General features: G+C 63.2%; 28 protein-coding genes. 24 read left to right on the top strand and 4 right to left on the bottom strand.

Translation table 11 applies throughout. The annotated features are described in order from the left end of the window. Positions 1-127 precede the first annotated feature (127 nt). Together NH8B_RS12460 and NH8B_RS12455 are read left to right on the top strand one after the other, a co-directional pair. On the top strand, positions 128-1,921 hold the full coding sequence (locus tag NH8B_RS12460; protein WP_014087631.1) for an ABCB family ABC transporter ATP-binding protein/permease: 1,794 nt from the start codon (positions 128-130) through the stop codon (positions 1,919-1,921). 486 nt (positions 1,922-2,407) lie between these two features. Next, positions 2,408-3,865 (top strand): aminoacyl-histidine dipeptidase, encoded by a 1,458-nt coding sequence (locus NH8B_RS12455; protein WP_014087630.1) that lies wholly within the window; start codon positions 2,408-2,410, stop codon positions 3,863-3,865. Positions 3,866-4,014: 149 nt separating this feature from the next. Here the strand turns inward: NH8B_RS12455 and nudC are convergent, their stop codons facing one another. The 3 genes from nudC to NH8B_RS12440 are packed head-to-tail and all read right to left on the bottom strand — an operon-like array spanning position 4,015 to position 7,166. After that, positions 4,015-4,800, bottom strand: coding sequence for an NAD(+) diphosphatase (gene nudC / locus NH8B_RS12450; RefSeq protein ID WP_014087629.1), 786 nt, complete (start codon positions 4,798-4,800; stop codon positions 4,015-4,017). 25 nt (positions 4,801-4,825) lie between these two features. Continuing rightward, the gene (locus NH8B_RS12445) at positions 4,826-5,959 is read right to left on the bottom strand and encodes a YbdK family carboxylate-amine ligase (RefSeq protein ID WP_014087628.1); all 1,134 of its coding nucleotides are present in this window, start codon (positions 5,957-5,959) and stop codon (positions 4,826-4,828) included. A gap of 13 nt (positions 5,960-5,972) precedes the next feature. Beyond that, positions 5,973-7,166, bottom strand: a complete 1,194-nt coding sequence (locus tag NH8B_RS12440) for a cation:proton antiporter (RefSeq protein WP_014087627.1) — start codon at positions 7,164-7,166, stop codon at positions 5,973-5,975. A 248-nt stretch (positions 7,167-7,414) separates the two neighbouring features. Between NH8B_RS12440 and NH8B_RS12435 the strand changes: the two genes are divergently transcribed. From NH8B_RS12435 to NH8B_RS12330, 22 genes are all read left to right on the top strand, one after another. Next, positions 7,415-8,188, top strand: a complete 774-nt coding sequence (locus NH8B_RS12435) for a M90 family metallopeptidase (protein WP_041702963.1) — start codon at positions 7,415-7,417, stop codon at positions 8,186-8,188. A gap of 36 nt (positions 8,189-8,224) precedes the next feature. After that, positions 8,225-8,419 carry a hypothetical protein gene (locus NH8B_RS12430; RefSeq protein ID WP_014087625.1) on the top strand — a complete coding sequence of 65 codons (195 nt, stop codon included), beginning with the start codon at positions 8,225-8,227 and terminating at the stop codon, positions 8,417-8,419. 134 nt (positions 8,420-8,553) lie between these two features. Further along, positions 8,554-9,282: a 30S ribosomal protein S2 gene (gene rpsB, locus NH8B_RS12425; RefSeq protein ID WP_008953641.1), complete on the top strand. Its 729-nt coding sequence runs from the start codon at positions 8,554-8,556 to the stop codon at positions 9,280-9,282. Positions 9,283-9,368: 86 nt separating this feature from the next. Next, on the top strand, positions 9,369-10,238 hold the full coding sequence (gene tsf, locus NH8B_RS12420; protein WP_008953642.1) for a translation elongation factor Ts: 870 nt from the start codon (positions 9,369-9,371) through the stop codon (positions 10,236-10,238). A 91-nt stretch (positions 10,239-10,329) separates the two neighbouring features. Beyond that, positions 10,330-11,049, top strand: coding sequence for a UMP kinase (gene pyrH, locus NH8B_RS12415; protein ID WP_008953643.1), 720 nt, complete (start codon positions 10,330-10,332; stop codon positions 11,047-11,049). 78 nt (positions 11,050-11,127) lie between these two features. Then, positions 11,128-11,685 carry a ribosome recycling factor gene (gene frr, locus NH8B_RS12410; protein WP_008953644.1) on the top strand — a complete coding sequence of 186 codons (558 nt, stop codon included), beginning with the start codon at positions 11,128-11,130 and terminating at the stop codon, positions 11,683-11,685. A 10-nt stretch (positions 11,686-11,695) separates the two neighbouring features. Continuing rightward, positions 11,696-12,445 carry an isoprenyl transferase gene (locus tag NH8B_RS12405; protein WP_014087624.1) on the top strand — a complete coding sequence of 250 codons (750 nt, stop codon included), beginning with the start codon at positions 11,696-11,698 and terminating at the stop codon, positions 12,443-12,445. A gap of 4 nt (positions 12,446-12,449) precedes the next feature. Continuing rightward, a complete protein-coding gene (locus tag NH8B_RS12400) occupies positions 12,450-13,256 on the top strand; it encodes a phosphatidate cytidylyltransferase (protein WP_014087623.1) in 807 nt (268 codons plus the stop codon). Between the two features lie 266 nt (positions 13,257-13,522). Beyond that, the gene (gene ispC, locus NH8B_RS12395) at positions 13,523-14,701 is read left to right on the top strand and encodes a 1-deoxy-D-xylulose-5-phosphate reductoisomerase (protein WP_041702961.1); all 1,179 of its coding nucleotides are present in this window, start codon (positions 13,523-13,525) and stop codon (positions 14,699-14,701) included. Further along, positions 14,698-16,026, top strand: coding sequence for an RIP metalloprotease RseP (gene rseP, locus NH8B_RS12390; protein WP_014087620.1), 1,329 nt, complete (start codon positions 14,698-14,700; stop codon positions 16,024-16,026). The genes ispC and rseP overlap by 4 nt, the downstream gene beginning before the upstream one ends. 9 nt (positions 16,027-16,035) lie before the next feature. After that, on the top strand, positions 16,036-18,324 hold the full coding sequence (gene bamA / locus NH8B_RS12385; RefSeq protein ID WP_014087619.1) for an outer membrane protein assembly factor BamA: 2,289 nt from the start codon (positions 16,036-16,038) through the stop codon (positions 18,322-18,324). A gap of 13 nt (positions 18,325-18,337) precedes the next feature. After that, the gene (locus NH8B_RS12380; RefSeq protein ID WP_008953650.1) at positions 18,338-18,832 is read left to right on the top strand and encodes an OmpH family outer membrane protein; all 495 of its coding nucleotides are present in this window, start codon (positions 18,338-18,340) and stop codon (positions 18,830-18,832) included. 48 nt (positions 18,833-18,880) lie between these two features. Beyond that, positions 18,881-19,930, top strand: a complete 1,050-nt coding sequence (gene lpxD, locus NH8B_RS12375) for a UDP-3-O-(3-hydroxymyristoyl)glucosamine N-acyltransferase (protein ID WP_014087618.1) — start codon at positions 18,881-18,883, stop codon at positions 19,928-19,930. Next, the gene (fabZ, locus tag NH8B_RS12370; RefSeq protein WP_014087617.1) at positions 19,923-20,375 is read left to right on the top strand and encodes a 3-hydroxyacyl-ACP dehydratase FabZ; all 453 of its coding nucleotides are present in this window, start codon (positions 19,923-19,925) and stop codon (positions 20,373-20,375) included. Before lpxD ends, fabZ begins: the two co-directional genes overlap by 8 nt. Before the next feature lie 2 nt (positions 20,376-20,377). Then, a complete protein-coding gene (lpxA, locus tag NH8B_RS12365) occupies positions 20,378-21,151 on the top strand; it encodes an acyl-ACP--UDP-N-acetylglucosamine O-acyltransferase (protein WP_008953653.1) in 774 nt (257 codons plus the stop codon). Positions 21,152-21,154: 3 nt separating this feature from the next. Beyond that, entirely contained in the window at positions 21,155-22,330 is a 1,176-nt protein-coding gene (gene lpxB, locus NH8B_RS12360) for a lipid-A-disaccharide synthase (RefSeq protein ID WP_014087616.1), read from the top strand. Next, positions 22,327-22,908 carry a ribonuclease HII gene (rnhB, locus tag NH8B_RS12355; RefSeq protein WP_014087615.1) on the top strand — a complete coding sequence of 194 codons (582 nt, stop codon included), beginning with the start codon at positions 22,327-22,329 and terminating at the stop codon, positions 22,906-22,908. The genes lpxB and rnhB overlap by 4 nt, the downstream gene beginning before the upstream one ends. Before the next feature lie 81 nt (positions 22,909-22,989). Then, on the top strand, positions 22,990-23,475 hold the full coding sequence (locus tag NH8B_RS12350; RefSeq protein WP_014087614.1) for a DNA-deoxyinosine glycosylase: 486 nt from the start codon (positions 22,990-22,992) through the stop codon (positions 23,473-23,475). Positions 23,476-23,651: 176 nt separating this feature from the next. Further along, positions 23,652-23,876: a hypothetical protein gene (locus NH8B_RS12345; RefSeq protein ID WP_008953657.1), complete on the top strand. Its 225-nt coding sequence runs from the start codon at positions 23,652-23,654 to the stop codon at positions 23,874-23,876. Positions 23,877-24,190: 314 nt separating this feature from the next. Next, the gene (gene mobB, locus NH8B_RS12340; RefSeq protein ID WP_014087613.1) at positions 24,191-24,700 is read left to right on the top strand and encodes a molybdopterin-guanine dinucleotide biosynthesis protein B; all 510 of its coding nucleotides are present in this window, start codon (positions 24,191-24,193) and stop codon (positions 24,698-24,700) included. Beyond that, entirely contained in the window at positions 24,687-25,880 is a 1,194-nt protein-coding gene (gene glp, locus NH8B_RS12335) for a molybdopterin molybdotransferase MoeA (protein ID WP_232503463.1), read from the top strand. The genes mobB and glp overlap by 14 nt, the downstream gene beginning before the upstream one ends. Next, complete coding sequence (locus NH8B_RS12330) at positions 25,880-26,230, top strand: 2Fe-2S iron-sulfur cluster-binding protein (RefSeq protein ID WP_014087611.1); 351 nt, start codon at positions 25,880-25,882, stop codon at positions 26,228-26,230. The genes glp and NH8B_RS12330 overlap by 1 nt, the downstream gene beginning before the upstream one ends. Before the next feature lie 2 nt (positions 26,231-26,232). On the opposite strand, the gene NH8B_RS12325 is transcribed toward NH8B_RS12330, so the two are convergent. Continuing rightward, on the bottom strand, positions 26,233-26,613 hold the full coding sequence (locus NH8B_RS12325; RefSeq protein WP_014087610.1) for a carboxymuconolactone decarboxylase family protein: 381 nt from the start codon (positions 26,611-26,613) through the stop codon (positions 26,233-26,235). Positions 26,614-26,671: the final 58 nt, after the last annotated feature.

The raw sequence follows: 26,671 nt of genomic DNA, 5'->3' as shown, positions 1-26,671 counted from the left end.
GCCCAAGGGCAAGGGCGGCTTCGGCAAGCAGTATCCACATCGGCATCATCCTGGTGAGGTTGATAGGGCGACGGGGCGGCCCCACCTGTCCATCATCGGCCAAGCTCGGCAAACAGGCAAACCCACCATGCGTTTCACCCACAGCGGCCCGGCGCCCAAAGATCGCAACGACCTCAAAACCCTGAAAACCTTGCTGCCCTACCTCTGGGCGTTCAAATGGCGGGTTTTGCTGGCGATGACCTGTCTGGTGCTGGCCAAGGTCGCCAACGTCAGCGTTCCGCTCTACCTGAAGGATATCGTCGACCAGTTGTCGGTGCCGGCCACCCTGCTGGCGATCCCGGTGGCGGCGCTGCTCGGTTACGGCCTGGCCCGGCTGATGGCCGGTCTGCTGGGGGAGATTCGCGACGCCATCTTCGCCCGCGTCATCCAGGGCGCGGTCCGCACCGTGGCGCGCTCGGTGTTCGAGCACCTGTTCAAGCTGTCGCTGCGCTTTCATCTGGATCGCCAGACCGGCGGCATGAGCCGCGACATCGAACGCGGCACCCGCGGCATCGGTTTCCTGCTCAATTTCACCGCGTTCAACATCCTGCCGACGCTGCTGGAAATCCTGATGGTGGCGGTCATCCTGCTGCACCGCTACAACGGCTGGTTTGCCGTGGTCACGCTGGGGACCATCGCGGTGTACATCACGTTTACGCTGACCGTCACCGAGTGGCGCACGGTATTCCGTCGCAGCATGAACGAACTCGATTCCAAGGCCAATGCCAAGGCGATCGACGCGCTGATCAACTACGAGACGGTCAAGTACTTCAACAACGAAGCCTACGAGTCGGCTCGCTACGACACGAATCTCGCCGCCTGGGAAGAGTCGGCGATCAAGAACCAGGTATCGCTGTCCTTCCTCAACGCAGGGCAGGGCGTCATTATCGCGGCCGGTACAACGCTGATCATGGTGCTGGCGGCGCGGGGGGTGGTGGACCATACCATGACCGTCGGCGACGTGGTGCTGGTGTCGGCCTACCTGACCCAGCTCTACTCGCCGCTGCATTTTCTCGGCTTCATCTACCGCGAGATCAAGCACTCGTTGGCCGACATGGAGCGCATGTTCGGCCTGCTGGAAACCCATGCCGAGGTGGCTGACGACGCCGGGGCCGAGGTGCTGGCGACCCGTGCCGCCGGGGTGCGTTTCGAGCATGTCGACTTCGGCTATGACGCCAAGCGTCAGATTCTGCACGATGTCAGCCTGAGCATCCCGCCGGGACGCACGCTGGCGGTGGTTGGAGCGAGCGGGGCGGGCAAGTCGACCTTGTCGCGGCTCTTGTTCCGTTTCTACGACGTCACTGCCGGCGGCATCAGCATCAACGGCACCGACATCCGTCAGATGACGCAGGACAGCCTGCGTGCCCACATCGGCATCGTGCCGCAGGACACCGTGCTGTTCAACGACAGCATCTACTACAACATCGCTTACGGCCGTCCCGGCGCCAGCCGCGAGGAGATCATCGAGGCGGCCAAGTCGGCGCACATCCACGATTTCGTGGTTGGCCTGCCGGACGGTTATGACACCCTGGTGGGCGAGCGCGGCCTGAAGTTGTCCGGCGGCGAGAAGCAGCGCGTGGCGATTGCCCGCACCATCCTGAAGAATCCGCCGATCCTGGTATTCGACGAGGCGACCAGTGCGCTCGATTCGCGCACCGAGAAGGCGATCCAGCACGAGCTGGCCGAGATTTCGGCCAACCGCACCACGCTGATTATCGCGCACCGCTTGTCGACGGTGGTCGACGCCGACGAGATCGTGGTGCTGGACGGCGGCCGCGTGATCGAGCGCGGCAGCCATCGCCAGCTGGTCGAGCAGAACGGTCGCTACGCGGAGATGTGGCTGTTGCAGCAGGAGAGCGAGAGTACGGCTGAAGCGCTATAACATTTGGTTATTTGATCGAATTCTGAATTGTTTTTGGTAATAGGTTTGAGGGGGCTTCATCGCCCCCTTTTTGCTGTCGCATAACATTATCCGAATCCCCTCCCGAATCCCGAAGGTCATCTCGCTGAGCCAGCGTGAGGGTACGTTGCTTGACGCAAGGCTGCGTCTTTTGATCTGCGCTGGTCCAATGGGCGGAAAGGCCCGTCGCTGCAGGCTTGGCGCGGGTGGGTGAGTTTATTTCTCTGGGGTGGGTGACGCGTTGCTGGATGCCGCGGCAATGGGCGGAAGGACGTGCCGGCGGCGTAGCCGGGAAGCCTGGCGGGAGACGGTGCCGGGTTGCTGTGTTTCGCCAGATTTTTTGCCTTCATGACACTTGGACGAAGGGCATGCTAGAGTCGATTGGGTAGCAGAAACACCTATAACATTTTCTTAGCAAGCTCGCCGGCAGGGTTCTCAGTCTGGGCCCGCCGTGCGTTAGGATCCGACGTGACAGCCATCGCAGAACTCGAACCACGCGAAGTGTGGGAGCACTTCCAGACCCTGTGCGAGATTCCTCGCCCCTCCAAGCACGAACAGCATCTGCGCGACTACCTGCAGGGCTGGGCGGAATTGAAAGGCTTGTCGACGCAGGTCGATCGTGCCGGCAATCTGATCATCCGGAAGCCGGCCACGGCTGGGCTGGAAAACCGGCGCGGGGTGGTGCTGCAGGGCCATCTCGACATGGTGTGCCAGGCCAACTCCGGCACGGAGCATGACTTTTTCAAGGATCCGATTCGGCCAGTCCTGCGCGATGGTTGGCTGGTGGCGGAAGACACCACGCTGGGTGCCGACAACGGCATCGGCGTGGCGCTGGCGTTGGCGGTGCTGGCCAGCGATACCGTGGCCCACGGGCCGGTCGAGGTGCTGCTGACGGTGGACGAGGAAGCCGGCATGGGAGGCGCCCTCGGGTTGGACACCGGTGTGCTCGAAGGCGATCTGCTGATCAACATCGATACCGAGGACTGGGGGGAGTTCTACCTCGGCTGCGCAGGGGGTGTGGACGTCAGTGTGCGTCGCGCTTACGCCGTGGAGGCGTTGCCGGCCGGCTATGCGGTGGGGCGCCTGTCGGTCAAGGGGCTGCGTGGCGGCCACTCCGGGGTGGACATCCACGAGGAACGTGGCAATGCCAACAAGTTGCTGATCCGGCTGATCCGCGAACTCGAACACGAGCTGGCGCTGCGCGTGGTCTCGTTCCAGGGCGGCTCGGCGCGCAATGCGCTGGCGCGCGAAGCCTTCGCCATGGTGGCTTATCCGGCTGGCGCTGCCGAAAAGCTGGTGGCGCGGCTGGACGCGTTCCAGCAGGCGGCACGTTTCGAGCTGGCGGGCGTGGACGACGGAGTGACACTGACACTGGAGCCGGCTTCGGCCAACGTGACCATGTCTCCGGACGATCAGCGCATGATTTTCGCGGCCTTGCTCGCCGCTCCACATGGAGTGCGGCGCATGAGCCGCCGTGTGCCGGGCGTGGTGGAGACCTCCAACAACCTGGGGGTGATTGCGCTGGACCAAGGCAAGCTGTTCGCCAATTTCATGGTGCGCTCGTTGCTGGACGCCGGGGCGCGGCAATTGGCCGACGAGATCGAGAGCCTGTTCGGGCTGATCGGTGCCGAGGTGGAGAGAGAGGGTCAGTACCCCGGCTGGGCGCCGAATCCGCAGTCGTCGCTGCTGGAACTGTTCCAGCAGGTCTACGAGCGTGAATACGGTCGCCGGGCCGAGGTGAAAGTGATCCACGCCGGGCTGGAGTGCGGCATCCTGGGCGGCAAATACCCGCACATGGACATGGTGTCGTTCGGCCCGGACATCCGCGGCGCCCATGCACCGGGCGAGCGGGTGCGGGTCGAGACGGTCGGCCACGCCTGGCGGCTGCTGCAGGCCGTGCTGGCGGCCGTGCCCGAACGCGCCTGAGGGCTGGTTCCCTGCGACAAGGCCCCGCCTCGAGCGGGGCCTTGCGTTGTGAGGCGCCGGTGGATCGTTCCAGTCAGGCTGTTCCTCTGTTCTGCCGCAACGGCGGCTTTGTCAGTGACCTGGTGGTTGCGCTTGGCGGCGGCGCCGAATCAGCGCGACAGTTCGGTCACGGCATGTCGGATCAGCCAGTGGGCGATGGACATCGACTGCGGGATAAGGGGAAGGTCGTCGATGGGAAACCAGGCGGCGTGCTCGATCTCGCCCTCTTGCGGCACGATGTCGCCGCCGGCGTACTCGGCGGTGAAGGCCAGCATCAGCGAATGCGGGAACGGCCACGATTGGGAGCCGACGTAACGCAGGTTCTTCAGCCGCACTCCCACTTCCTCGAACGCTTCGCGATGCACGCACTCTTCCAGCGTTTCACCGGCTTCGACGAAGCCGGCCAGGGCGCTGTAGATGCCGGGTGCGAAATGCGGCGCGCGTGCCAGCAGCAGCTCTTGCCCACGATAGATCGCCACCATCATGGCCGGCGACAGGCGCGGGTAGTAGAGCTGGCCGCAGTGCGGGCAATGCCGTCCCTGGTCGTGCTCGTGCTGCTGCAGCGGGGTCGCGCAGTGGCCGCAGAAACGGTGGGTGCGGCGGAACTGGCGCAATTGTGCCGCACGCGCCAGCGCAGGAGCCAGCTCGGCCGGCAGCTGCATCAGCGCCTGGCGCAGGCTCACCCATTCGCCGCTCGTCGGCATCGGCCCCACCAGCTCGCCCTGAAACAGGTTGACCCCGCCCAGTTGCGCCAGGAACAGCCGCTCGGTCAGCGGCCAGCTCGCGGCTTCGCTGCCGGGCAGCGTGCCGTTGACGAGCAGCAAGCGCTGTTCGTCGAACACGCACCACCGGGCGGGCAGGGACAGGTCGGGTTGGCTCGGCAGATCAAAGGACATGGGTGGCATCCAGTTGGACATCACGTCAGTTTACGTTGAGCGCGGGTGCTTCGTACATCCAGAACTCGCTCTGGCGGCGCACCACTTCGGACAGCGAGCCGCTGTCGTCGTAGACCTGGCGCAGCCAATGGCTGTCGAGGCGGCGCTGCAGGATCCGCTCGCGCAAGGCATTGTGCTGTGCCTCGATGCCGAGCGCCTGTGCATGCGGCAATAGCCCGTTGAGGGTGTCCAGCATGTCTTCGAGCAGGCTGGTCTGACGTTTCTTCACGCCGTCCACCAGCACCGCGTCGTAGCCGAAGCGGCACGCCTGGAAGCGGTTGTAGCTGTAGGTCAGGTAATGGGCCGGCGAGATATTGTTCCAGCCATCCTCGAAGCATTGCCGGGCCAGCATTTGGGCATACGCCGCCAGCAGCACCGGGGTATCCACCCCCAGCGGGGTGTCGCAGATGCGGATTTCCACCGTGCCATATTCCGGCTTGGGGCGGATATCCCAGTAAAAGTCCTTCATGCTCGCCACGATGCCGAGATCGGCCATACCGGTGAAGTAGTCGTTGAACTCGTCCCAGTTGCCGACGCACGGCATCGAGCCGGATAGCGGAAAAGCGTTGACGCTGGTCAGTCGCGAGCTCTGGAACAGCGTATCGACCCCCTGGTGGAACGGGGACGAGGCCGACAGGGCGATGAAGTGCGGAATGTAGCGCGACAGATAGTGCGTCAGCCGCACCGCGGTGTCGCCATCCGGGCAGCCGATATGGATGTGCTGGCCGTAGACGGTGAACTGCTTGGCGAGGTAGCCGTATAGCTCGGAAACCAGCTGGTAGCGCTCCTTGGGGTAGATGCGCTGGTCGCTCCAGTGCTGGAATGGGTGGGAGCCGCCGCCGGCGAGTCCCAGGTTGAGCTTCTCGGCTGTGCGTACCAGCAAGGCGCGGATGGCCAGTAGTTCCTCGAGCATGGTGTTGACGTCGCTGTGCACGGCGGTGCCGATCTCGATCATGCCCTGAGTGATCTCCGGCTTGATGTCGTAGCCGTGCGGGTGGCGCCCGAGTAGGTGCAATAGGTCGTCGGAGCCGCGCGTCAGATTGTAGTCGCGACGGTTGACGATCATCAGCTCCAGTTCCACGCCCAGTGTCAGGGGCTGGCTGGTCGAAAATTCCAGCATGATCTTTCCTTTCTCAGTCGCGGGTTTCCTGCGCGCAGCGCAGGGCGAAGCGCGTCACGATGGGTCCCAGCAGCTCCGTCAGGCATAGCACTGACAGCAGGAAGCCGCTGAATTCGGCCGCTCCTGCCGACAGGGTCAGGGCGCCCATCGTCATCAGCATGACGGCGCTGCCGGACATCGGCAGCAGGCCCAGGCCGAGCAATGCGCCATGCCTTGGGGGGAGGCCGTTGCTGCGGGCGGCGACCCACCACGAGCCGGCGGCCAGTAGGCTGCGTACCAGCACGAAGCCGACGGCGGACGGCCACAGCGCTGCCAGGGGCAGCGGCATCAATTGCGCTCCGGCGGCCACGAAGAAGGCGACAAAGAAGAAACTGGAGCGGCTCGACAGGCTGGGTTCGGCTACGGCATAACCTCGCTCCAGGTTGCGCGTGGCCAGGCCGAAGACCAGGATGGCCAGCGCCGGCAGCAGCTTGAGCATGGCGGAGAGTCCCACCACCAGGGCGATCAGGCCAAACATCAGCACGGTCTGCGCTTCTCGCTTGCCTCCGCCCAGCCAGACGTTGAGCCGGATCGCCAGGAGGCCGGCCACCAGGCCCAGCAGGACCGAGCCCAGCAGAAGCCAGCCTGGCAGCAGAATGAATGATTCCACGCCATGGCCGGCGCTGAAATGGGTAAACGACAGTGCCAGGGTAAAGACTGTCAGGCTCAACAGGTTGTTGAGCCCGGTGCAGGCCATCAGGCGCTCGGTGACCTGGCCTTCGGCCCGGCTTTCCCGCACCAGTTCCAGCAGCACCACCGGCGAGGTCGCGATGCCGATGGCGGCGAGCAAGGAGGCCGGAGCCATCGGAAAGCCCGAGAACGTGAGCAGGGCCAGCAGGCCGAGGAAGGTGATGACGCCGCTCAGCAGGGCGGTGGCGAACAGCGCTTTTTCACGGCGCAGCCAGCGCAAGTCGACGCGCCGGCCGATGTCGAACAGTGCCAGGCCCAGCGCCAGCTGGATGAACAGGCCGGCCTCGTCGATCAACTGTTGGTCCAGCAATTTGAGGCCCGAAGGGCCGATGATCAGTCCGCTCAGGATGTAGCCGGTGATGCCGGGAAGTTTGGCTACGCGGACAGCAATCTGCCCGCCCAGTACACCCAGCGCCAGCAGAATGCCGAAAGCGGCAAGCGGGTTCAGGGCGAGCGATTGCCAGGGCAAATCGTGCATGAAACCTCCTTTGGTGTGTTTTTGTACGAAGCTCGGCGGCGGATGTGTCCTGAGTGTAGGTCGGCTTCGGCGTTAGTGGGCGTCCATCGGCGTCATGGCGACAGGAGTAGTGCCGGAACTGGCCAAGCATTATCGATGCTTGCTGGTCACTCCCGTGTCTGCGGTGCCATCGGTGACCTTTGCCGGCTTGAGGGGGTGGCAGAAAGGTGTAGCATCATGAAGTGACGTGAGAATGACGTGAGAGTTTCATGGTTTTTGGTTTTTTTGGCCGAAGGGCCGCAGCCGAGTCCGAGCTTGCCCAGTTGCGGCAGCGGGCCGCGCGCATGCCGCTGCTGGCCGGGTTGAGCCATGCCGAGCTCACCCAGCTGGTCGCGCTGGCGGCGGTTTTTACCCGTGGCAAAGCCTTTAGCGGGGCCGCCGGCTTGATGGTGACGCCGGCGATGGTGGCAACGGTCACGTTGCAGATGGCGCTGCCGGTGATGAACCTCGGCAAGGAGGCGCTGGACGGTTGGGAAGAAGTGGTGCTGTACCCGTCCGCTTTTGTCGTGCGCGACCACTGGATGGCGCCAGGGGGCGTGGTCCATGAAGGTGACAGCGTGCTGATTGGCCAGGCACGACTGGATGGGCCGGTCGTCTTGTCCTGGCCAGATGTGAAGCGCTCCACCGGTCGTGACGGCTGGAACGTGGTGATCCATGAAATCGCCCACAAGCTCGATATGCTCAACGGCGACGCCAACGGTTTTCCGCCGCTGCACAAGGGTATGAATCGAGAACAATGGTCGCAGGCCTGGGCTGCCGCCTATGCCGATTTTCAGCAGCAATTGGAGCGCGAAGGCGAAATGGCGGAGGAGGGCTGGCTCGATCCCTACGCAGCGGAAAGCCCGGCCGAATTCTTCGCGGTGCTCAGCGAGGCGTTCTTCGAATGCCCGCAGGGGTTGGCCGAAGACTACCCGGCCGTGTACCGGCAGCTGGTGGCTTTCTACCGGCAAGATACGCTGGCACGCTTGTCCACGCTAGAATGAGCGTCTGTTCATCCTGACCAGGACGGTTGCTTTCACATGTATCTCATTCTGATCGGCTGGCTCTACGTGGTGCTGATGATGGCGGTGGTGCAGGAAAGTCCCGTCCGTATGGCCTTCATCATCGTGTTTCTGGCAGTGCTGCCCGGGCTATTGTTCACGCGGCTGGTGCGGCGTCGTTTGCGCAAGAAGGTTGCGCTTGCAGAGGCCGAGAACGAAGAGCCCGCGGCTTGAGCTGACTCTGCCCACGGTGCTATACTTCTGCGCGCCCTGCATTTCGCAGGGTTTTTACTACGCACATTCGCGCCGAAAGGGTGTCCGACAGGATTCTGCGCGCGAATGGAGGCCTAACCCTTTAGGAGTTTTGCATGACCACCAACGTTACCATGCGCCAGATGCTGGAAGCCGGCGTTCACTTCGGCCACCAAACCCGTTTCTGGAACCCGAAAATGGCTCAGTACATTTTCGGCAGCCGCAACAAGATCCACATCATCAACCTGGAAAAGACCCTTCCGCTGTTCGTTGAAGCTCAGGAATACGTACGTCGCCTGGCTGCCAACAAGGGTACCGTCCTGTTTGTGGGTACCAAGCGTCAGGCGCGTGAGATTGTTCGTGAAGAAGCAGCCCGTTGTGGCATGCCGTTCGTCGATCACCGCTGGCTCGGCGGCATGCTGACCAACTACAAGACCGTGAAGCAGTCCATCAAGCGTCTTGAAGAAAAGCGTGCCATCCTGGAAAGCTCCGGCGACACCGGTTACAACAAGAAAGAGCTGCTGGACCTCGAGCGCGAAGTTGAGAAGCTGGAGCGTTCGCTGGGCGGTATCAAAGACATGAAAGGTCTGCCGGACGCCATCTTCGTTATCGACACCGGCTACCAGAAGGGTACCGTTGTTGAAGCCAAGAAGCTGGGCATCCCGCTGATCGGCGTGGTTGATACCAACAACTCGCCGGAAGGCATCAATTACGTAATTCCGGGTAACGACGACTCCAATCGCGCCATCCGCCTGTACGCCCGCGGCATCGCCGATGCCGTGCTGGAAGGCCGCGCACAGTCGCTGCAGGAAATCGTTGCCGCTGAACCGGCTCAAGCCGAGTAAGCACGGACCTGAGAAAGGGGCGTAAGCCCCTTTTTTTGAACCCGTACCGCTTTACGTAATAAAGATACTGTTAAGGAGTTTCAAGCATGGCGGAAATTACCGCAAAAATGGTCTCGGACCTGCGCGCTGCTACCGGCCTTGGCATGATGGAGTGCAAGAAGGCGCTGGTTGAAGCCGAAGGCGATCTGGCCAAGGCCGAAGAAATCCTGCGCATCAAGTCGGGCAACAAGGCCTCCAAGATGGCTGGCCGTCTGGCGGCCGAAGGCATCATCGGTTCCTTCATCGAAGGCGGCGTTGGCGCCCTGGTGGAAGTGAACTGCGAAACCGATTTCGTTGCCAAAGACCCGACCTTCCTGGCGTTGGCTGCCGCTGCGGCCAAGGCTGTCGTTGCTGCCAATCCGGCCGACGTTGAAGCGCTGTCCGCCGTTGAAGTGGATGGTCTGTCCGTTGAAGAAATCCGCAAGGCCGCGATCGCCAAACTGGGCGAGAACATGACCATTCGTCGTTTCGTTCGCTACGAAACCGAAGGCAAGATCGCGACCTACCTGCACGGTGCCAAGATCGGCGTCATCGTTGATTTCAACGGCGGCGACGAAGGTCTGGGCAAGGACATCGCCATGCACATCGCCGCTTCCAAGCCGATCTGCGTGTCCAAGGATCAGGTTCCGGCTGAAACCCTGGAGCAAGAGCGCAAGATCTACACCGCCCAGGCAGCAGAATCCGGCAAGCCGGCTGACATCGTGGCCAAGATGGTGGAAGGCCGCGTGAACAAGTACCTGGCCGAAGTGACCCTGCTGGGTCAGCCGTTCGTGAAGAACCCGGACCAGACCGTCGAGAAGCTGCTGGCTGAGAAATCCGCCTCGGTGAAAGCCTTTGCCATGTTCGTCGTGGGTGAAGGTATCGAGAAGAAGGTAGTGGACTACGCCGCTGAAGTGGCTGCCGCCGCCAAGCTGTAAGTCCGGACATCTGGACTGATTAGAACGGCACCCTGCCTGCAGGGTGCCGTTTTGCAAATTGACTGATTGAAAAACTGCCACCGAGGTGACTATGAGCCAAGCTCCTGCCTATAAACGTATTTTGCTCAAACTGTCGGGCGAGGCCCTGATGGGCGACGATAGCTACGGGATCAACCGCGCCACGATCGAGCAAATCGTGGGGCAGATCAAGGAGGTGGTCGATCTGGGCATCGAGGTGGGCATCGTCATCGGCGGCGGCAACATCTTCCGCGGCGTGGCGCCGGCGGCCTCCGGTATGGATCGTGCCACGGCCGACTACATGGGCATGATGGCGACCGTGATGAACGCGCTGGCCCTCAAGGATGCCATGACCAAGGTGGGTCTGGTGGCCCGGGTGCAATCGGCATTGACCATGCAGCAGATCGCCGAACCGTATGTGCGCGGCAAGGCCATGCAGTATCTGGAAGAGGGCAAGGTTGTCATCTTCGCGGCCGGTACGGGCAACCCGTTCTTTACCACCGACACGGCGGCAGCGCTGCGTGGCATGGAAATGAACGTGGACATCATGCTCAAGGCCACCAAGGTGGATGGGGTGTACACCGACGATCCGAAGAAGAACCCGGATGCCCAGCGCTACCAGACGCTGACCTTCGACGAGGCGATTTCGCGCAACCTCAAGGTGATGGATGCCACTGCCTTTGCGTTGTGCCGGGATCAGAACCTCAACATCAAGGTGTTCAGCATCTTCAAGGCCGGCGCTCTCAAGCGTGTAGTGCTTGGCGAAGACGAAGGCACGCTGGTACACTGCTGAGCCTTACCGAATAGTAAAAAGGCGGAAACGGCAGCAGCCGCTTTCCGCCTTGTTTTTCCAAGTATCCATGGAGTTGACATGATTAACGACGTCAAGAAATCGGCCGAACAGAAAATGCAGAAGTCGCTGGAAGCCTTCAAGAACGACCTGACCAAGGTTCGTACCGGCCGCGCGCACACCGGTATTCTGGATCATGTCATGGTGGATTACTACGGTAGCGACGTGCCGGTGAACCAGGTGGCTAACGTCACGTTGATCGATGCCCGCACCATCGGTGTCCAGCCGTGGGAAAAGAGTATGCTGGGCAAGATCGAAAAGGCCATCCGTGATTCCGATCTCGGCCTGAATCCGGCTTCGATGGGCGAGATCATCCGCGTGCCGATGCCGATGCTGACCGAAGAGCGCCGCAAGGATCTGATCAAGCTGGTGCGTGGCGAGGCTGAAGGTGCCCGTGTCGCCGTACGCAATATCCGCCGCGACGCCAACAATGAATTCAAGAACCTGCTCAAGGACAAGTCGATTACCGAGGACGACGAGCGCCGTGGCCAGGATGACATCCAGAAGCTGACCGACAAGTACATTGCCGAAGTCGACAAAGCCCTTGCCGCCAAAGAAACCGATCTGATGGCGGTATAAGGGGAACGACTTGTTCGGTAGTTCCACTAGTTCCATTCCTGAAGTCCGCCCGGTGCCGCGCCATATTGCCATCATCATGGATGGCAACGGACGCTGGGCCAAAAAACGCTTTCTGCCCCGTGTTGCCGGCCATAAGAAAGGCCTGAGCGCGGTGCGTGAGGTCGTTTCGGGCTGCCAGAACCTGGGGGTCGAGTATTTGACCCTGTTTGCCTTTTCCACCGAAAACTGGCGCCGCCCGCAGGACGAAGTCTCGTTTCTGATGGACCTCTTCCTGGGTGCGCTGGAGAACGAGGTGGAGAAGCTGCATTCCAATAATATCTGCCTCAAGGTTATCGGCGATCGCTCCCGTTTTGCCCCGCGCATCGTGGAACGCATTGAAGCAGCCGAGGCGCGCACGGCTGCCAACGGTGGCCTGGTGCTGACCATCGCCGCCGATTACGGTGGGCGCTGGGACATGCTGCAGGCTGTCAACCGGCTGATTCGGGAGGGGGCTACCGCCATCACCGAAGAGGCGCTGGCTGGTCGCTTGTCGATGGCCTATGCCCCGGAGCCCGATCTGTTCATCCGTACCGGTGGCGAGCAGCGCATCAGCAATTTCCTGCTGTGGCAGCTGGCTTACAGCGAACTGTACTTCACCGATCTGTTGTGGCCCGATTTCGACAAGCAGGCCTTGGAAGGGGCCGTGCAGTCCTATCGGTGCCGCGAGCGTCGCTTTGGCCGGACAAGCGAGCAACTGCCTGCCTCGTTGCGCCGGGACTGACTCCATGCTGAAAACACGCGTGCTGACCGCACTGGTGCTGCTTCCTTTGATGCTGGCGGCACTGTTCTTCTTCTCGGCCCCGTTATGGGCCGCTTTTTCGTGGCTGGTCGTTGGCTTGGCACTGTGGGAGTACAGCCGGATGGTGGGCATGGCCGGTACTGGCCAATGGCTCTACCTGGCGATCTCGACGCTGCTTGCGGCAGGGGCTTGGTTTGGCCGGGTCACTGCGATGCCGTGGCTACACCTTCTGGTGCTGGCTTTCTGGCTGGCGGTGGTGCCGCTGTGGTTGTCGCGGCGTTGGGTGGTCCGAAACGGCTGGGGTGCCCGGCTGTTGGGTTGGCTGCTGATGTTTCCGGCCTGGTTCGCCTTGCTCGAATGGCGGCCGCAACCCAATGTGGCACAGGCACAGCAGCTCTTGGCCATCATGGGGTTGGTCTGGGTGGCGGACATCGCAGCCTATTTTTCCGGCAAGGCGTTCGGCCGGCGCAAGCTGGCACCGTCGATCAGCCCCGGTAAAAGCTGGGAGGGGGTCTATGGCGCGCTGGTGGCGACGGCGGCTTATGTTTTCCTGGTGAATGAACTGGGCTGGCTGCATCTAGGTCTGTCACCATGGAGCCTGCTGCTCTTGTCTCTTCCCCTGACTGCTGTCAGCATTGCCGGAGACTTGCTGGAGTCGTGGTTCAAGCGCGCCGCTGGCCTCAAGGACAGTAGCCAACTGCTTCCCGGTCATGGTGGGGTTTATGATCGTATCGATAGTCTTATCGCCGTGCTTGCCGTGAGCAATGCCTTGCGTGTGCTGAGTGGGCTGTAACCTGCTATTGGCGTGATCACGACCGCGTTGGCGGCTAAGAATCAGCAGGGGCAAGGCGTGATCTGCGCCGCTGTGCGGGCACCGCAAGCGGGGAGCAAGCTTTTTTTGCTCCAACCCGAAGGGCCACGCGCCCTGTGCGCCGCCTGTGGCGTTACGGCGCTTGGCCAATCAATGACATCGACCTGCGCGACCGCCTCTTGCATCCAGACCGGATGCTTGCTGCAGTTCGCGAGCTGGTCCATAACAGGCTCCAAATCGCCAAACTGATGAAACCTCAAGGAATCGTAGTACTTGGGGCAACCGGCAGCATCGGCACGAACACGCTGGATGTGGTTGCCCGACACCCGGAGCGCTACCGCGTGGTGGCGCTGGCAGCCCACCGGCAGGTAGATCGCCTGTTCGAACAGTGCCGGCAGTTTCGTCCCGCCTTCGCGGTCATGGTCGACGAGCAGGCAGCCAGCGCGCTGCGCTTGCGGCTGAATGAAGCCGGCCTGCCGGTCGAGGTACTGACCGGTGCCCATGCCCTCAAGATGGTCGCCACCTTGCCGGAGGCGGACATGGTGATGGCCGCCATTGTCGGGGCGGCGGGCCTGCCGTCGGCGCTGGCAGCTGCCCGTGCGGGCAAGCGTATCTTGCTGGCCAACAAGGAGTCCTTGGTGGTGGCGGGGCAGCTTTTCATGAGCGCTGTGCGCGAGGGTGGTGCCGCGTTGTTGCCGGTCGATAGCGAGCACAACGCCATTTTCCAGTCCTTGCCCGATGGTTACCTCGGTTCGCTGGAGCAAGCCGGGGTGCGCAAAATCATCCTGACCGCCTCGGGCGGCCCGTTCCGGCAGTTGTCGTCCGCAGAACTCCATTGTGTTACCCCGGCCCAGGCGTGCAAGCATCCGAACTGGGTGATGGGGCAGAAGATTTCCGTCGACTCCGCCTCGTTGATGAACAAGGGGCTGGAGGTCATCGAGGCGCATTGGTTGTTCAATGCGCCGGCCGATAACATCGACGTGGTCGTGCACCCGCAGAGTGTCATCCATTCCATGGTGCAATACCGCGACGGTTCGGTCGTCGCCCAGCTGGGGTCGCCCGACATGCGCACTCCAATCGCCTACGCCATGGCGTGGCCGGAGCGGATCGACGCCGGTGTGGCCTCACTCGACTTCTTTACCTTGTCCAATCTGACGTTCGAACAGCCGGATCTGGAGCGCTTCCCTTGCCTGAAGCTGGCCTTTGAGGCGCTGCGTAGCGGGGGCGATGCCCCGGCGGTGTTGAATGCGGCCAACGAAGTTGCCGTGGCAGCCTTCCTGGACGGAAAGATAGGCTTCATGGGTATTCCTGAACTGGTCGAGCAGGCCCTCGGCCGCTTCGACTTGTCCGCCAGTACTACGCTGGATGCGTTGCTGGAGAAGGATCGAGAGGTCCGCTCATCCCTTGAGGCACTGCTGCCACTATGATTTCCATCCTCGCCTTCCTCCTGGCCATCGGCGTTCTGGTCACTTTCCATGAACTGGGTCACTATGCCGCCGCTCGTTGTTGCGGAGTGAAGGTGCTGCGTTTCTCGATCGGTTTTGGCAAGCCGCTCTTCACTGTGAAATGGGGGGAGACGGAGTGGGCGGTTTGCCCGATTCCCCTGGGTGGCTATGTGAAGATGCTGGATGAGCGCGAGGGGATCGTGGCCCCGGCAGACCGGCCGCGCGCCTTCAACCGGCAGCCGGTCGGCAAGCGCATGTTGATCGTGGTGGCGGGGCCCGTGATGAACCTGTTGCTCGCCACCTTGTTCTACTGGGTGGTGATCGGCAATGGTCTGACCCTGTACCGGCCGCTGGTGGGCACGGTGGTGCCGGAGAGTCCTGCTGCCATCGCCGGGTTCCAGCCGGGAGACCGGGTTCTGTCGATTGCCGGTACGCCTGTTGCCCAATGGAATGACATCAGCCTGGCCTTGCTCGACCGCAGCAGCGATGCCAGCGAGCCCTTGACGGTGCAAGTGGAAACCGTCGCCGGGCAGCGTCTCAACCGTGTGGTGAAGGCCGGGTCTGAAACCGGCGGCAATGGCCAGATCGGCATATTGCCGGTGCGCTATTCCCTGGTGTTGGGGGCCATTGAGCCGGGTGGGGCTGCGCAAAGAGCCGGGCTAAGCGCCGGCGACCTCTTGCTGAGCGCCGACGGCCGCAGCTTGCGTGGTTGGGCCGAGTGGGTCGGAATGGTGCACAACAGCCCCGGCAAAGAGGTTTCCCTGGCGTTTCAGCGGGGCCAAGAGCGTCGGCAAGTGACGTTGCGTCCGGATTCAGTCGAAACCCCCACCGGTTTTGTCGGCCGGATCGGGGCGGCGCCGGCGGTGGATGCCGCCTGGCTTGCGACGCTGCGTTACGAGCTGCATCCGGACGTCGCCGAAGCGGGGGGGATGGCGTTGCAAAAGACCTGGTCCAACGGCGTGCTGAGCCTGCGCATGTTCGGGCGCATGCTGATCGGCCAGGCATCGTGGAACAATCTGAGCGGACCAATCACCATCGCCAGTGTGGCCGGCCAGACTGCACGCCAAGGATTGGACGCCTATCTTGAATTTCTGGCACTGATCAGTGTCAGCATTGGCATATTGAACCTGCTGCCCATCCCCATTCTGGATGGGGGACACTTAATGTATTATACGGCGGAGTTGATTAAGGGGAGCCCGGTCAGTGAACGGGCGCAGTTACTCGGGCAAAGAATAGGTTTTGCCTTGCTGGCTTCGTTGATGGCATTTGCCTTGCTAAACGACATCAGCCGCCTTTTTGGGGGTTAGAACAAACCGATGAGAATCAAACTCGTTGCAGCGGCGATTGCCGGTCTGTTTTCCATGTCTGCTGCCATGGCGGCCGAGCCGTTCGTGGTCAAGGATATCCGTGTCGAGGGCTTGCAGCGCACCGAACCCGGTACGGTATTCAACTACATGCCGCTCAAGGTGGGCGATACCTTTACCGACGAGAAGGCCAAAGAAGCGATCAAGGCATTGTTTGCCACCGGTTTTTTCAATGACGTTCGGATGGAGGCGCAGGGCGATGTTCTGATCGTTTCCGTCATCGAGCGCCCCGTGATCACCCAGCTGAATATCAGCGGCGCCAAGGAATTCGACAAGGACCAGCTCAAGAAGGCGCTGAAGGAAAACGGTCTGGCCGAATCCCGCGTGTTCGATCAGGGCCTGCTGGATGGTGCCGTTCAGGAGCTGAAGCGACAGTACTACAGCCGCGGCAAGTACTCGGTGGAAATTACCCCCAGCGTGACCAAGCTGGAGCGTAATCGCGTCGCCGTCACCCTGGACATCGTCGAGGGCGTGACAGCCAAGATCAAGGAAATCCGCATCGTTGGCGCCAAGGCGTTCGATCAGGATACGCTGCTGGGTCAGTTCTCGCTGACCACCGGTGACTGGCTGTCGTGGATCACCAAGGACAACCAGTACTCCAAGCAGAAGCTGTCCGGCGATCTGGAGAAGCTCAAGGCGTTCTACCAGAACCAGGGCTATCTCGAGTTCAACATCGACTCGACCCAGGTTTCGATCAGCGCCGACAAGGAGGACATGTTCCTCACCATCAATATCAACGAAGGTCAGCGCTATACCATTTCCGATGTGAAGCTGGCTGGCGACCTGAAGGTTCCGGAAGCCGAGTTGCGCAAGTTGATCCAGTTCAAGGCTGGCGACGTGTTCAGCCGCGAGAAGGTCAACGATTCGGTAACTGCCATCAGCGACCGGCTGGGTAACGATGGTTACGCCTTTGCCAACGTCAATGCGCTGCCGGAGATCGACCGCGAGAAGCGTCAGGTGGCCTTCACGCTGTTCCTCGATCCGGGCCGCAAGACCTACGTTCGCCGCGTGAATATCGCCGGCAACACCAAGACGCGTGACGAGGTGGTGCGCCGCGAACTGCGCCAGCTCGAGGGTGCGCCGTACGCCTCCGATAAGATCAAGCGCAGCAAGGAACGGGTCGAGTTGTTGGGCTACTTCGAGGATGTCAACGTCGAAACCCCGGCGGTGGCCGACACCCCGGACCAGGTCGACATGAACATCAACCTGAAGGAGCGTCCGACCGGCAGCATCTCGGCCGGTATCGGCTTCGTGCAGGGCCAGGGCCTGGTGTTCTCCGGCAGTGTGTCGCAGAGCAATATCTTCGGCTCCGGCAAGTCGTTGTCGGCCGGCATTTCCACCGGCAAGGTCAACAAGAGCGCCAGCATCGCCTTCAACGACCCGTATTTCACGGTCGATGGTGTCAGCCTGGGCTACAACTTGTACACCCGCACCTACGATGCCCAGGAAGACAACGTCTCCAAGTACAAGACGCGTACCACCGGTGCCGCGGCCAAGTTCGGCGTGCCGATCACCGAGTTCGACCGCATCAACCTGAGCCTGGGGGTGGAGCAGACCGCCATCACTACCTTTAGTGACAGCCCGCAGCGCTACCTCGACTTTGTCGACAAGTACGGCAAGAGCGCCAATACCTTGTTGTCCACCATCAGCTGGTCGCGCGATACCCGCGACAGCGCCTTGTGGCCGACGCGTGGCGCGGTGCTGCGCGCCGGGGTCGATATCGGCCTGCCGGGCCTCGACCTGCAATACTATCGCCTGAGCCATCAGCAGACCTGGTATTTCCCGCTGTCGAAGACCTTCACCCTGATGCTGAATGGCGAAGTGGGGTATGCCGACGGTTACGGCAAGAGCGCGACCCTGCCGTTCTTCCAGAACTTCTACATGGGTGGTCTGGGCTCGGTACGGGGCTACGAGACCGGCAGTATCGGTCCCAAGGACACCAACGGCGACTTCCTCGGCGGCACCACCAAGATGGTCGGCAACGTCGAGCTGTTGTTCCCGTTCCCGGGCATGCGCGACAACAAGTCGGTACGCACCAGCGTGTTCTTCGACGTCGGCAGCCTGTGGGACAGCAATGTGTCCGGTTCTACCCCGAGCGATGGGCTGCGTTATTCGACTGGCGCGGCGCTGACCTGGCTGTCGCCGATGGGGCCGATGAAATTCAGCTACGCCGTACCGCTGAAGAAGGAAGAGGGCGACAAGAAGCAGTCCTTCCAGTTCCAGCTGGGGACGGTGTTCTGAGCGGAGTCCGCATATGAAGATGAAAACTGTTCGCTTGCTTGCCGCCTGCGCCGTGGCGGCCGCTTCGTTCGCTGCGACGGCCGCCGAGTTCAAGCTGGGCTACATCAACACCGAGCGGGTATATCGCGAGGCGGCCCCGGCACAGCAGGTGATGAAGAAGCTGGAGAAGGAGTTCAGCGACCGACGTACCGAGCTGAAAAAGATGGAGGATCGTGCCAAGCAGCTGGAAACGCTGCTGGGCAAGAGCGGCTTGGGGCTGGATGATCGCAAGAAGTACGAGCGCGAGCTGGCCGGACTCGACCGCGATTACCGGGCCAAGGGGCGCGAGCTGGCGGAGGACTTCAATCTGCGTCGCAATGAGGAGTTCGCCGCTGTGCAGGAGCGTGCCAACCGTACCATCAAGCAGATCGCCGAGCGCGAACAGTTCGACCTGATCCTGCAGGACGCGGTGTACGTCAATCCAAAGTACGACATCACTGCCAAGGTCCTCAAGGAACTGGACAAGTAATTCCCTCTATTTTCCGGAGAAGCCGGCCCCGGGTCGGCTTTGTTTTTGATGGCATACACCCTTTCCGAAATCGTGGCGCGGCTCGGTGGCGAGCTGCGTGGTGACGATTGCCTGGTCGAACGCCTGGCTCCGCTGGAGGACGCCAAGACGGGCGAAATCAGTTTTCTCGCCAGCGCCAAGTTCCGGCGTCAGCTCGAGACGACCGCAGCCAGCGCGCTCATCATGTCGCCCAAGTTGGTCGAAGAAACCGGCTATGGCGGGCCGCTGATCCTGACCGACGACCCTTATCTCTATTTTGCCCGGGTGGCGACGCTGTTCCATCCCGCCCCGCCGGCCCGTCCCGGCATCCATGCCTCGGCGGTGGTCGGCGAGGGATGCCGCATCGATGCCTCCAGCGAGATCGGCGCCAACGTCAGCATCGGTCGTGATGTGACCATCGGCCAGCGCTGCCGCATCCTGCCGGGCGTGGTGATCGGCGATGGCGTGGTGATCGGCGACGACGTGACGCTGCACCCCAATGTCACGGTTTATCACGGTTGCCTGATCGGTTCGCGCGTCGGTATCCACTCCGGCACGGTGATCGGCGCGGACGGCTTCGGCCTGGCCTGGGCCCGCGACCACTGGTTCAAGATTCCGCAAACCGGCCGGGTGGTGATCGAGGACGACGTCGAGATCGGCGCCAACACCACGGTCGACCGCGGTGCCATGGCCGACACCATCATCCGCAAGGGCGCCAAGATCGACAACCTGGTGCAGATCGCGCACAACGTGCAGATCGGCGAGCACACCGCGATCGCCGGCTGCGTCGGCATCGCCGGCAGCACCAAGATCGGGGCCTATTGCACCGTCGGCGGTGCGGCGATGTTCGTCGGCCACATCGAGGTGACTGACCGCACCCATATCGGTGGTGGCACGCTGGTGTCCAAGAGCATCAAGAAGCCGGACAACTACGCCTCGTCCTACCCGCTTTCCACCATGAAGGAATGGCTGCCCAACGCCGTTCACCTGAGACATCTCGACGATCTCGTCAAACGCGTAAAAGAACTCGAACGCGAGATCAAGACCCTGAAAGACAGCAAGGAACAGAATAATGACTGAGCATGCCGTGAACGTCGACGTACGTGAAATCATGAAATACCTGCCGCACCGCTACCCGTTCCTGCTGGTGGACCGCGTGGTCGAGTTCGAGGCGGGCAAGCGTGTCAAGGCGCTCAAGAACGTGACCATCAACGAGCCTTTCTTCGTCGGCCACTTCGAGCAGTATCCGGTGATGCCGGGCGTGCTGATCATCGAGGCACTGGCCCAGGCGGCCGGCATCCTGTCGATCAAGAGCCAGGGCGAGCGCGCCGAGAATGAGCTGTACTTCTTCGTCGGCATCGACAACGCCCGTTTCAAGCGCCAGGTAGTGCCGGGCGATCAGCTGGTGATGGAAGTGGAGGAACTGACCTCCAAGCGCGGCATCGCCAAGTACAAGGCGCGTGCCCTGGTGGACGGTCAGGTGGCCTGCGAGGCCGAGATCATGTGCGCCAAGCGCGAGGTGTGACCATGGCGATTCATCCCACCGCTATCGTCGACCCGAACGCCCGGGTCGCTCCGGATGTCGAGATCGGCGCCTATTCGATCGTCGGCCCCAACGTGTCCATCGACAGCGGCACCTGGGTCGGGCCGCACGTGGTGATCGAGGGCCACACCTCGATCGGCAAGAACAACCGCATCTTCCAGTTCTGCTCGCTGGGCGCGATGCCGCAGGACAAGAAGTACGCGGGCGAGCCGACCCGGCTCGAGATCGGTGACAACAACACCATCCGCGAATTCTGCACCTTCAACGTCGGCACCGCGCAGGACGTCGGCGTGACCCGCCTCGGCAACGACAACTGGATCATGGCCTACGTGCACCTGGCGCACGACTGCCAGGTTGGCAACCACACCATCTTCGCCAACAACGCCACACTGGCCGGCCACGTGCAAATCGGCGACTGGGTGATCCTGGGTGGTTTCACCAGCGTGCACCAGTTCGGCATCATCGGCGAGCATGCCATGACCGCGTTCGCCAGCGCCGTGGCGCAGGACGTACCGCCGTACGTGATGGCGCACGGCAACCGTGCCGTGCCTTCCGGCATCAACGCCGAGGGCCTGAAGCGCCGTGGTTTCACTCCGGAGCAGATCCGCTCCATCCGCCAGGCCTACAAGACGCTGTACCGCAACGGCCTGTCGCTCGACGAGGCCAAGCAGGCCATCATCGCCGAAGCGGCCAGCCACCCCGAGCTGGAGGCGTTCGTGCGCTTCTTCGGCCTGTCGGAGCGGGGCATCATTCGCTAAATCATGCCGGAACCCTTGTTCAAGCGAAGCGGCGCGTTGAAGGTCGCCATGGTGGCCGGCGAGGCGTCGGGCGACCTGCTGGGCGCGCACCTGATGGCGGCGCTCAAGGCACGCCATCCCGAGATCGAGTTTGCCGGTATCGGCGGGCCCCGGATGCAGGCACAGGGTCTCTACTCGGTGGTGCCGCAGGAGCGCCTGGCGGTGCGCGGCTACGCCGAGGTGCTGTCGCGCCTGCCTGAGCTCTTGCGCATCCGCGCCCATCTGCGCGATGGCCTGATCGCCGAGCGGCCCGACGTGTTCGTCGGCATCGATGCCCCGGACTTCAACCTCGGGCTCGAGAAGTCGCTGAAGAAGAAGGGCATTCGTACCGTCCACTACGTCAGCCCGTCGGTATGGGCGTGGCGCCCGGAGCGGGTGCAGAAGATCGGCGAGGCGGCCGATCGGGTGCTGTGCCTGTTTCCGATGGAGCCGCCGCTGTATGAAAGGGCCGGCGTGCCGGTGACTTTCGTCGGCCATCCGCTGGCGGGGGAAATTCCGCTGGTGCCGGATACCGCCGCGATGCGCGAGCAGCTCGGCTTGTTCCCGGGAGGGCCGGTGTTCGCGCTGCTGCCCGGCAGCCGCGTCAGCGAGATCGACTACTTGGGCGAGATCTTCGTCAAGACGGCGCGGCTGCTGCACGAGCGCTACCCGGCGGCGCAGTTCCTGGTGCCGCTGGCGACGCGGGCGACGCTCGATGCCTTCGACCGGGTGCTGTCCCGGCTCAAGGCCTGGGATTTGCCGATCCGCAAGCTGTTCGGCCACGCGCAGATGGCGATGATCGCCAGCGACGTGGTGCTGGTGAAGAGCGGCACCTCGACGCTGGAGGTGGCGCTCACCAAGAAACCGATGGTGATCACCTACAAGCTGTCGTGGCTCACCTACCGTCTGGTCAAGCGCAAGCTGAAGCTGCCGTGGGTCGGCCTGCCCAACATCCTGTTGGGCGACTCGGTGGTGCCGGAGCTGCTGCAGTACGACGCCACGCCGGAAAGGTTGGCCGAAGCCGTGGCCGCACTCTACGATGACGAGCCGGCCAGGCGGGCGCTCACCGCCCGTTTCACCGCGCTGCATCGCGAGCTGAAGCAGGATACCGCCGAGCTCGCGGCCGACGCGGTGCTGCAGGTGGCGGGGGTGCCGGCATGATCGCCGGGGTCGACGAGGCGGGCAGGGGGCCGCTTGCCGGGGCGGTGTTCGCCGCCGCGGTGATCCTCGACCCGGCCCGGCCGATCGCCGGGCTGGCCGATTCCAAGAAACTCTCGGAAAAGCAGCGCGACGAGCTGGCGCCGCTGATCCGCGAGCGCTCGCTCGCCTGGTGCATCGCCAGCGCCAGTGTCGACGAGATCGACCGGCTCAACATCCTGCAGGCCACCATGCTGGCGATGAGTCGCGCCGTGGCCGGTTTGTCGGTTGTGCCCATCGAGGTGCTGATCGACGGCAACCGTGTGCCCAAGGGCATCGCCGTGCCGGCGCGCGCCATCGTCAAGGGCGATGCGTTGGAACCGGCTATCTCGGCCGCGTCCATCCTCGCCAAGACCGCGCGCGACGCCGAGCTGGTGGCGCTCGACGCCTTGCATCCCGAGTTCGGTTTCGCCCGCCACAAGGGCTACCCGACGGCCGAGCACCTGGCGGCGATCGAGCGTTTCGGCGTGCTGGCGGAGCACCGTCGCACCTTCGGCCCGGTCAAGGCGTGGCTGGCGCGGCAGCAGGGGCAGTTGTTCTGACCGGCCGCACTCCAGCGGGCCGTGTCACCAGCAGAACGCTACCTTCCGGCAGGCCTTTCCGCGCCCCTTCCGAGTAACACCATGACGCCTCACAAGCACTGTTTCCCACCGGTCGTCTCGCCCGAGGTGCGCCTGCTGATCCTGGGCTCGCTGCCGGGTGACGCCTCGCTGGCGGCCGGCCAGTATTATGCCCACCCGCGCAACCAGTTCTGGCGCCTCTTGGGCGAAGTGCTGGGCGAGCCCTTGGGCGAGATGCCGTATGCCGACCGGCTCGGCTGCCTGCTGGAGCATCGTGTCGGGCTGTGGGATGTGGTGGCGCAGGCGCGGCGTCAGGGCAGCCTGGATGCCGCGCTCAACGACATCGAGCACAACGACCTCCTGGTGCTGACGCGTTCCCTTCCCCGGCTCGAGGCGATTGGATTCAACGGCGGCACGGCGTTCAAGGCGGCGAAATACCTGGCTTCAAGCCCCCTGGCCTTGCTGGCGCTGCCATCTTCCAGCCCGGCCTATACCCGCCCCTATGAGGAAAAGCTTGCGATCTGGCTGCAATTGCGCCGATATATGTAGTAGGAGCTTGCGAGAAACATCGTCCCACAGGGATTCCCTGCGGTCATTGCCGCGCTCCCGGGCGGTTCGAGAGGCGTCGCCGTATCGCGGGTGCGGCGAGCATTGCGGGGCCGGGCGGGGTGGGCTGCCGAGTTTATTGACAAGCGCGCTGTCTGACCGGTTGATCGGAGGCCGTCATGAACCGCTATTGCATCTGGTTTGCCACGCCTGACGACAAGGTGGTGCGCCGCGCCGAGGTGGTGCTGAACGGCTCGATTCATTGCCACCAAGTGCTGGAGGAGATCGAGGCACAGCTGGCGATCGATTGCGGGCTGACCGAAGTGATGATCATCGACTGGAAACGCTTCGAGGACCCCGAGGACGGGCAGGGCAACGATGCCAGCCTGTCGCACGCCGCCTGAACGCCGCTGAATGGCTCTGTCGCGCCCCCTGATCGGGCTCAGGGGTACTGCGTGCAATCTTTTTGCTGGGCGTAGCGAAGCTGTGCACGCAGGGAGCGCTCCGTGATGAAATATCTTCAGAGGCTGCGTGCCCATTGCGGTTTCGGTGCGGCCCTTCATCCCGCCGGGGGCCGCTCGTGACGATTTCCTTCATCGGCACCGGGTGCGTCGAGACTAGTCATTTCGCCCGATTAGGCGGCATTCCCCTGCGTGTTATCATCGCCCTGTTCCGCCCGGCCTGCGCGCCGGGCCTAGATTCTTGCGGATGCTGAACGATGCACGTGATCGGCTTTGCCGGCTTTTCCGGCAGTGGCAAAACCACCCTGATTGAACGGCTGTTGCCCCGGCTCGTGGCCCATGGGCTCGACGTGGCGGTGATCAAGCACACTCACCACGACGTCGACTGGGACGTGCCGGGCAAGGACAGCTGGCGCCATCGCCAGGCCGGGGCGCGGCAGGTGCTGCTGGCCGCTGGTCGGCGACGGCTGCTGGTGGAGGAGCTGCCCGGCAGCAACGATCACCCGCTGCTGGAACACGTGGCGCGGCTCGCTCCGTGCGACCTGGTGTTGGCCGAGGGCTTCAAGCACGCCCCGGTGCCCAAGATCGAAGTGATCAATAGCGCGCTCGCCAGTCCGCGCCTGTACCCGGACGATCCGCAGGTACTGGCCGTGGTTGGCGACGTCCCCATCGACACGACCTTGCCGCAGTTTCATCGAGACGATATCGCCGGCATCGTCGCTTTCCTGTTGAGTACCTTACCCGATGCAAAACATGCTGACCGTTGACGAGGCCGCGAGCTGGCTGCTGTCGCGCGCCGACGCCGTGACCGAGACCGAAACCGTTTCCCTGCTGGAGGCTTGCGGCCGCGTGCTGGCGGTGCCGGTGGTGGCCACCCTGGACGTGCCGCCGCACGACAACAGCGCCATGGATGGCTACGCCCTGCGCGTGGCGGACTTCGGCCAACCTTTGCCGGTGTCGCAGCGCATCCCCGCGGGCCATGTGCCCGACGCGCTGCAGCCGGGCAGTGTTGCGCGCATCTTTACCGGCGCGCCGATCCCGTCCGGGGCCGACGCGGTGGTGATGCAGGAGCAGTGCGAGGTGCAGGAGGACGGGCGCGTCACGATTCAAAAGGCGCCCGTCGCCGGCCAGAATATTCGCCGTGCCGGCGAAGATATCGCCAACGGCCAGACCGTGCTGGCCGCCGGCCAGCGTCTTTCCACCGCCGATATCGGCTTGCTCGCCTCGCTCGGTATCGCCGAGGTGGCGGTGGTGCGTCCCTTGCGCGTGGCGGTGTTCTTCACCGGCGACGAGCTGGTCGAGCCGGGCCAGCCGCTGGGACCTGGCCAGATCTACAACTCCAACCGCTACTGGCTGGTGCCGGCGTTGATGCAGCTGGGCTGCGAGGTCAGCGACCTGGGCATCATCCCCGACGAACTGCAGGCCACGCGCGAGGCGCTGCGCGACGCCGCCGACTTTGCCGACATCATCATGACCTGCGGCGGGGTGTCGGTGGGCGAGGAAGATCACGTCAAGGCCGCGGTGGAGGCCGAGGGGGCGCTCAATCTGTGGAAAATCGCCATCAAGCCGGGCAAGCCGCTGGCCAGCGGCAAGGTCGGCAGTGCCGACTTCATCGGCCTGCCGGGCAACCCGGTGTCGGGCTTCGTCACCTTCGCGGTGCTGGTGAAGTCCTTCCTGCAGCGACGCGCCGGAGTGGCCGACGCGGCCGGCACGACGACGGTGCGCTATCCCGCCGCCTTCGACTGGGGCCGTCCCGACGCCAAGCGCGTGGAGTTCCTGCGCGTGCGTCGCGTGGTGCGCGACGGCCAGACCGTGCTGGAGCGCTACCCCAACCAGGGCTCGGGGGTGCTGACCTCGTGCGCTTGGGCCGACGGGCTGGTGCGCCTGGCGCCGGGGCAGGCCGTCGCGGCGGGCGACCAGCTCGATTTCATCGCGCTGGAGTTCTGATGCCGATCGTCCGCTTTATCGATCAATCCAGCGGGCAGGTGCTGGAGGAGGTTGCCGCCGAAGCGGGCGATGTGCTGATCGACGTCGCGCGCTTTCACGAGCTGCCGCTGCACTGGCGCTGCGGTCAGGGCACCTGTGGCACCTGCAAGGTGCGCGTCGAACACGTGGGTCAGCCCGGCACCGTCAAGGTTGGCCGAAAGGAGCGCAACGTGATGCTGCGCGCCGGGCTGATCGACGCCGCCATGGCCGCCGCCGAGGAGTGGCCGGACACCGCCGACACCTGGCGGCTGGCCTGTCATCTGACGCTGGGCGAGGCCGACTGGCGCGTGCTGCTGCCGCCGGCGGACTGATCTTACCCCGCGCTATCGGCATTCAACACCTCGCGCGCAATGCGCATGGCGTCGATGGCGGCGGGCACCCCGCAATAGATGGCGATCTGCAGGATCGCCTCGACGATTTCCTCCTTGCTGCAGCCGTTGTTGAGGGCGCCGCGCACGTGCAGCTTGAGTTCGTGCGGGCGGTTCAGCGCGGCGATCATGCCGAGGTTGATCAGGCTGCGCGTCTTGCGCTCAAGCCCTTCGCGCGCCCACACCGTGCCCCAGCAATATTCCGTCACTAATTGCTGCAGCGGCATCGAGAGTTCATCGGCGTTGGCCAGCGCCTGGTTGACGTAGTCTTCTCCGAGTACCGCCTTGCGGATTTCCAGGCCGCGGTCGAAGGTTTCCTTGCTCATCGTTGTGCTCCTTTTCATGTGATGCCCTTCCGGCTGGGAAGGGAGTGAACGTTTCATC

Origin of the sequence: Pseudogulbenkiania sp. NH8B (assembly GCF_000283535.1) — a bacterium.
In the GTDB taxonomy this organism is placed as follows: Bacteria; Pseudomonadota; Gammaproteobacteria; order Burkholderiales; family Chromobacteriaceae; genus Pseudogulbenkiania; species Pseudogulbenkiania ferrooxidans.
This window is presented reverse-complemented; position numbering and strand designations above follow the sequence as displayed.